Origin of the sequence: Burkholderia sp. 4M9327F10 (genome assembly GCF_005503145.1) — a bacterium.
In the GTDB taxonomy this organism is placed as follows: domain Bacteria; phylum Pseudomonadota; class Gammaproteobacteria; order Burkholderiales; family Burkholderiaceae; genus Paraburkholderia.
The window spans coordinates 24627-31495 of sequence record NZ_SCNV01000080.1; the positions used below are offsets into that span (position 1 = coordinate 24627).

The window sequence follows — 6869 nt, forward strand, 5'->3', positions numbered from 1 at the left end:
CCTCATTGCTGCCCGTTCCGGCCAACAGAGTTGCCCTGCGCGTCGACGTTCTCGTACACGCCGGTCAGGTCAATGTCGCGCGCCACAAAGATATTGATGACAGAGCCCTGGTTTGAATAAGCTGTCGGCGGGATGTTGATGGTGTTACGCAGCGTCTCCGCGGCCACATCCTGCGTGGCGTTCGAACTGTTGGAGAACGTGATCTGCTGGCCAGACCCGGTTGCCTTATTCGCCAGCGCCTGGCCGAAGTCGCCAATCAGGCTGACCATCAGCGCGCCCTTGAACCGCAGCCAGAAGTGCTCGTCAACATAGGCCGGAATGCCGGCGGCACCCAACGGATCGGTAGCCGGCGAGTTCAGTGGAATGTGCACGTCGCCGTCGTCAATCTCGTCCCAGATCGCGCCGATCACGCCCTGCCCCTGGATCACCGCATCGCGCTGCTCGCCCTTCGCCATCGCACCCTTGCGAACGAGCAGCGTCGTGCCATCGTCGGACCACACGTCCTGCGCGATCGGGCACCCGATCAGGCCCGGCCGGTCGGTACGGATCGCCGTCGACTGACCACAGCGGATCATCGTGTTGCGACTGAGCAGGTAATGCCGGTTCGGCCGGAACGAGGCCTGCATCGGCTGCAGCTTCGATGGCTGCAACGACTGGTCGATCGCGGAGCCCTTGCCGTCGCCCGCGTCCGCCTTGCTGGTTGAGCTCGGCGCACCGCCTGCACCGCCGCCGCGCAGCGCTGACATGCCCATCGACTTCGCCAGACCTGCCAGACCACCGGCATTGTGGCCGACGGCTCCAGTGCTGCCACTGTCGCTGTCGCCAGCGGCTTCATTTGATGCCACAGGACCATCTTTGCTCTGGCCGGAATCGTTGTTGCCCTCATTGCCCCCACCCGCGACGAGCACGCTGCCCTGCAGGCGGCGCTCGGCCGGCGTGAGCGGCCGCGGCTGGTTGCTCACGGCCACCGCCTGTCCGTTCGTCTGCGATGCCGCGCCGGCTGGCGTCGCGAGGTGGGAATTCGCGGCGGCGGCCGCAGCCTCCGACGCTGCACGGGCCTGGTCTTCCGTGCGTTTGATACGTTCCTTCTGCGTCTCCAGATCCGCACCGGCGTCACTCGCGCCGCTGTCTTTCGGTTTTGTCAGCGCCGCCTGTTTCGCGTCCTGATGCTGCTGGAACAGGCGCTGCAGATAGATCGTGACGCCCGATGCACCCAGCGCAATAACGGCGAGCGCGACCAGCACCAGACGCAGCTTGCCCACGCGCGTTTTCCGGCGGCCCGGCAGGTCGAGCGAAGGCTGCGGGCCGACGTCGGTCGACGCCGCATGTTCCATTTCGTTTCGTTCAGTCATACCCTGTTCGCTCCCTGATCAGTTCGTCGATGCATTGGTATGGTCACGTGCGATGCGCGCGCTGCCCGGTACCGACGAGCCCGCACGGTTGTAATGACCATCAGGCGAATAGCCGTCGTTGCGGATACCCAGCACCGACTCACCGTAGCGGATGACAAACGACTTCGACACTTCGTGCACGACGACCGTATCGCCCTCCATATGAAAATTCGCCGTCGCCTCGCCACCGTCGGGAAGCTTCGTGAAGATCGTCGGCAGGTCACGCGCGGTTGAGTACTTGAAGTACGTGAATCGGCCGTCGTCCCAAAGTGCGGTCGGTGCGAGTGCGTGGTCGCCGCGCATCATGTACTGGATATTGGCCACAGGAACCGACTCCACTGGCGTGGATTTCGCAACGCCAACGCTGTTCGCGATCGATGCTGGCACCGCTGGCCCATTGCCCTGCTGACCGCCCAGCGCTGCGCTAACCGCTTGCTGACGGCGCAGCTGCGCGCTCGCCGCTCTGGCACGCGTGTCCGGATAGTCGAAACGCAGTATCCATGTCGCCGGCTGTGCGGCCGACACGTCAACAAGCGAGAGCGGATAGGTGCGCCGGTTGGTGACGAGCAGAAGATTGGTTTCCGGCTGCGGCGCACCCGGTTTGAGCATCGCGCCACTGTCGTTGATGGCCACGTGCCAGGCCTTGCCGTCTCCGATGCCCTCGCCACTGTTGATGATGTGTTCGCCTGGCTCGAACTGGATCATCACCGCACGCCCCGGCATGGTCGCCACACGATAGGCCTGGTCCGGATCGTAGGTCGCGCACTGGATGTGCGGGTCTGAACCGCAGCTGCGCGGCGTTTCGAGCGCTCGCGCGTGGATCGGCACCAACGCGAAGCCCAGTGCGACCGCCGCTGCGCTCGCTGACATCCGGATCGTTCGTCCTTTCATGCTCCACCTCCGGCTGCCGCAGGGCCCGACGCCGATCCCGACGTAGCCCCGGCATCGGCGGGCGCCCGGGTCCAGTCTCGCGTGACCTCGTAGCTCGTGCAGCGAAAACCGTCCGCGTTGAGATCCTGCTGATCCTGCTTTTCCGGAACGTTCACACGCTCGAATGCGACCGTCGCAATCCAGTACGTCGGATCCGGCCGTTTCGCTGCGGGATTCAGCGGGACCAGCTGACGCGAGAAGAACACCTGTGCGGCGGGCGCGAACGTGATCGAGCCTACGTGTGCGATGACCCGCGCCTGATCCTTCAGAAGCTTGAGCGGGCCCACCGGGCCGCGCACCAGCCCGTCATAGGCTTCCTTCTCGTGGTCGTCGCTCATGAACATCACCGCGGCGTGCGTGTCCGAAATCGTCTCCCAGTCGTAGCTCTCGCGCAGTTCGACGTAACGGTGCAGATCCGCGCGATCGGTTTTCTCGGAAAACGTAACGTGTCCGTTCGCGGTTGTCGGCAACACATCCACCTTCCCTGTCGTGTCGTTCACTCGCAGCACGGCGGGCGGGTTCGGCCGCTTTAGGAGTCCTAAAGCTCCCATGCCAGAAACAGCAGCGAGAGCGACAACGCCCGATAACACCGAGCGCCGGTCCGCAATACGGGCCTTCTCTTCCGCTGCTTCGACCTTCGACTTTTCGAAGGCCTGTGCCTGTTTCAGGTACCAGCTGACCGCATCGCGCTCACCCGACTCAACGCCGCTCAGAGGCGCGTCCGCTTGCGTGGTCGACTCGGCCGGGCTTCCCTTGCGTTTGCGCGCGTTCGTTCCCGACGCAAACCATTGCCTGATAGTCGATGCCATCCTGTTCCTCACTTCGGTTCCGTATGGCCCGATTGCTGGGCCAACGGTTGATTGACGGGCACCCACTGGCCAGTCGGCTCGGGTGGTTTCGGCGGGGAACTGCAGGCCTGAAGGGCAAGAGCTACCAGCAGGATTGGGATGGAAGATTTCATGGTCTCCGGTTCCTCAACGCTGCGGCGTACGGCGAAAGCGCGACTCAAGAAAATCGCACAGTCCGGTTGAGATCGCGGCCCCCACGCTGGGAATGTGACACGCCATATAGCCCAATACCGCGCACAGACTGAACAGCATGACGTATGCCGGGCGCAACGGCGCAAGAATATGGCGAATCTCCCCTTGGTAAGGACTATGCAACTGCCAGGCGACCGCGCAGAAAAGCGTGAGCAACACCACGTTGACGGCCAGTCCAGGGAGTACCCGCGTTATCACAGCCCGCACCGGCACCCGTCGGTTTGCTGCATTGCTTTCTACTGGTTGCATGTCTTTCTCCGTGTCTCATTTAATCAAAAAACCGTGGCTACAGTTAACCAATGCAAAGCTGCGCTTTCAATCGTGATCTCCTGCTGTGTGCGCTTAATGCAGACGGTGGTAAATGAATGTACCGATGCTATTCAGCAATGCCAGCGCGAAACCAGTAAACGTGACCCAGCAGACAGCGAGCAACCACCAGCGGATCAGCTTCGCAAAAAAATCAGGCATGTACCCTCCTTACGCTTTCGACACGGATCCGCCCGTGTTTTGCTTACCCGCGCCACCTATCTTCATCTTCGACGCGGCAGCGAGAGCCCTACCAGCCGCACCGAGATTGCCGGTCATCGTGGAAATCCCCACACCGCTCGCCAACGCCGAAGCAAGACCCGGCAGATTGAGCGCGACAATGAAAAACACCACGCCCATCACATCGATTTCAACCACCTGTTTCATGGATGGGAAAGCCGATCCGGAAGGCGCGATCTTCTGCGCAAAACCCACCTCAATAGCGCCGGCACCTGCAAATAGAGCCACGAGAAGGGCGTAGTTAAGACACTGCCCTGCCCAGTTCCAGAAGAACTGACGCACCGGCGGAAACAGCGCCATTGAGATAAAGAGCGGCCCTAGCGCAAGCAGCAAACCGAGCGCAAATTTGGCGAGGATGATGTATGCAACGGCCAACCCCATAAACGGCGTCGCGAATATAAGCAGCACCGTGATCACCCACACGGCACCGATGATCTGGAAATTGTGTGCGTTGTCGTAGATCTGCGCGCACGCGTTGATGTACGAGCTCAGCAGGTTATCCAGGCCGGAGATAGGATTCGCCTGCCCCGTGATCGCGCCGGCCAACTGTTCACCCAGACCGTTCAAGGCAGGTACGATGTACGTGCTGTAAAACTGGATGTTCATCCCACACGTCAGGATGAACGCCCAGGTCGCCATACGCATGAGAAAGTCGTTGATCGGCTCGTCGTTGCGCCCCTGCCAGTACGTCCACAAGATCAACAGCACATAAATGCTGAAACATGCTGCCATCAGTGGCGAGATCAATCCGATGATGCGCTCCGAACCCGAACTGATGGTCGAAACCACGTTCGCGTCGAAGTCGGACGTCATGCTAGAAAAGATCGTCGTGGTGATCGGTGTGTATGACATAAGACGCTCCGAAGCTAGGCCAGTTATCGCATTGCTTTCTTCACTACCTCGTCAGCATCCTTGTCCTGCTGACGCTGCTCAGGCGTTTCCTCCTTCTCCAGTTGTTCTGGCGTCGTGCCGAGCAGGTGCGCCTTGAATTCCAGCTCCTGCCTATGCTCGATCTCCTCCTTAACGTTGTGCTGATGGCGGTCCCACGCCAGATAGCCAAGATATCCAGCAATCACGACCAGCAAACTGATAATTGCGCCGAGCAGGGCTTTATTGACCACTTGAACCTCCAAGAAATTGGTTTTTGAATTCGCGATCCTGCTGCTGTTCGGCAAGCTGCAGCTCTGTTTTCTGCAACTGCGCGGTGAGCTGCAGGCGCGTCTGGTCATTTGTGACCATCGCCTCTTCCGCGGCCATCCGGTTCTGCAGATCAGCCTTTTGCGCAGGATCCTGCGTCATGTTGGACTGCTGCATTAGCGCCTGGATGTTGTTCAGGCGCGCCATCGTCGCGCTGTACGCCTGCTCGTTCATCGCCTTGTTGGCCGCGAGCGTGTCGTAATAGCGCTGCTGACCGGGCGTGCCGGCACCGGTCATGCTTTCCTGCTGCTCGATCGAACGCATCGACGAACTGATACCCGAGAGACCGCCGTTCTTCGCCTGGTCGTAAATGTTTTGCCACTGTTCCGGAAGGTAATTGCGCAGCGATGCATCGTTCATGATGTTGCCGAAACTGCTGTTGCCAGTCAGCGCCTGATACTGGTCCTCCTGATTCTTGATCTGCTGCCCCAGCTGCTCGACCTGCATCATCTGTTGCGCGAGCTCCGCCGGCGAAATGGTGGGCACGCCCTGCGCGTCGGCCTGCGAAAACGCACAGGCGCACAGCAGCGTGACCAGCGTGCGACGCGGCCAAAGCGTTATTCCCGGCAGATAGGCAAAGGCGCTCATGCCGGCGCGCGTTGATCGTGCCCGCAGCGCCTCGCGAAGGTTCCAGATCGCTGGGTCAACCGGCCGGCGCACGGCCGGATAGACATCGGTGCTGTTCATCGTTCCCTCCCTGGGTTGCAGCACATCAGGCAAAAACTTCGTCGTCAACCGGCTGATTAACCGGTGGATAAATCTGCGCAAGCTCGGCACGCTTGCGCTCAAGGCCACGCTGCAGCTCGGCGGACCACAACCTCTCATCGGCGCCGTGCTTCGCCGCGAGCCGCGTGCGCAGCTTGCGTTCGAACACGCGGTACAGATAAACCGGCAACCAGACGTCCGGATCGTCGCCCAGCTCGGCGCGCACCGCGTCGCAGATCAGCACGTTCTCCCGGTCTCCCGAGAACACCGCAATCGCGTCCTCAAGCCCGGACAGGTCGAAACTGGCAAACGCCGACTGGTTGCCCTGCTTGATCAGGAAGCGGCGCGACTGTGGCGTGAGCTTTTTGAACTCCCGGAATTCCTTGCGGGTCATGCCATCGCGCAGATACGCTTCTTCTTCAGCGGCCGGGTCGGCCAGCCAGAGCTTCGTCGCGACCAGACTGCGCAGCGCGGGAAACAGGTCCGCCGCGCGTTGCGCCTGTTCCGGCTGCTGTGTGATGAGTCCCATGAACTCCCCTTCCTTACGCCCGCTGGCGAGCGTTTCCTCGATCTGCTCGCGGATCGTGCGAAAACGCAGCGGCAGCCAGTACTCCTCGATCACGGTCTGCATCAGGGTGCCCTCCCGACGCATCAGCTTTTTGAGATGGAACAGGTATGCAAATGCGGGCTCCGACGGCTCGTAGTTCTCGACCAGAAATGCCTCAACATCGAAACCGATCCAGCGTTGCTCGCTCATGTTCAATGAGAGATTGGGCGGGTTATCGAATACCCACCAGAACCGGCCGCCCTCCGACTTGCACCAGATCGACAGACGTGCGCGCAGGCCGTCGTCGCCTTCGTCCGGAATGCTGTCCAGTAGCAGGCTGAAGCGGCGCAGCCGCACGTCATCGACCCCCATTACCGCATCGACGGCGTTGCGGCAGTCAATCTTCTCGCCGGCCGTCAGGTCAATCCTGATTGGCTTACCCTGATGGTCGACGCCGTTCTTCCGGCCGCACAGTTCGACGAGCCCATAGAGGAATTCGCGATTGTCTGGGGT

Annotated in this window: 8 protein-coding genes and 1 pseudogene; all 9 read right to left on the reverse strand. The window is 61.1% G+C overall.

Annotated features, from left to right (window positions below; translation table 11 throughout):
• Positions 1–2 precede the first annotated feature (2 nt).
• Entirely contained in the window at positions 3–1352 is a 1350-nt protein-coding gene (locus tag FFS45_RS37670) for a TrbI/VirB10 family protein (protein WP_137959715.1), read from the reverse strand.
• An 18-nt stretch (positions 1353–1370) separates the two neighbouring features.
• Positions 1371–2282: a TrbG/VirB9 family P-type conjugative transfer protein gene (locus tag FFS45_RS37675; protein ID WP_137959716.1), complete on the reverse strand. Its 912-nt coding sequence runs from the start codon at positions 2280–2282 to the stop codon at positions 1371–1373.
• Positions 2279–3130 carry a type IV secretion system protein gene (locus FFS45_RS37680; RefSeq protein ID WP_137959717.1) on the reverse strand — a complete coding sequence of 284 codons (852 nt, stop codon included), beginning with the start codon at positions 3128–3130 and terminating at the stop codon, positions 2279–2281. The genes FFS45_RS37675 and FFS45_RS37680 overlap by 4 nt, the downstream gene beginning before the upstream one ends.
• Positions 3131–3295: 165 nt before the next feature.
• A complete protein-coding gene (locus tag FFS45_RS37685) occupies positions 3296–3610 on the reverse strand; it encodes a hypothetical protein (RefSeq protein ID WP_137959718.1) in 315 nt (104 codons plus the stop codon).
• Between the two features lie 93 nt (positions 3611–3703).
• A complete protein-coding gene (locus FFS45_RS42855; protein WP_283204791.1) occupies positions 3704–3829 on the reverse strand; it encodes a hypothetical protein in 126 nt (41 codons plus the stop codon).
• A 9-nt stretch (positions 3830–3838) separates the two neighbouring features.
• Positions 3839–4759, reverse strand: a complete 921-nt coding sequence (locus FFS45_RS37690) for a type IV secretion system protein (protein WP_137959719.1) — start codon at positions 4757–4759, stop codon at positions 3839–3841.
• Positions 4760–4782: 23 nt separating this feature from the next.
• The gene (locus FFS45_RS37695; protein ID WP_137959720.1) at positions 4783–5028 is read right to left on the reverse strand and encodes a hypothetical protein; all 246 of its coding nucleotides are present in this window, start codon (positions 5026–5028) and stop codon (positions 4783–4785) included.
• Entirely contained in the window at positions 5018–5791 is a 774-nt protein-coding gene (locus FFS45_RS37700; RefSeq protein WP_137959721.1) for a type IV secretion system protein, read from the reverse strand. Before FFS45_RS37700 ends, FFS45_RS37695 begins: the two co-directional genes overlap by 11 nt.
• A gap of 25 nt (positions 5792–5816) precedes the next feature.
• Positions 5817–6869 (reverse strand): annotated as a pseudogene (locus FFS45_RS37705) (transporter); the annotation flags it as partial.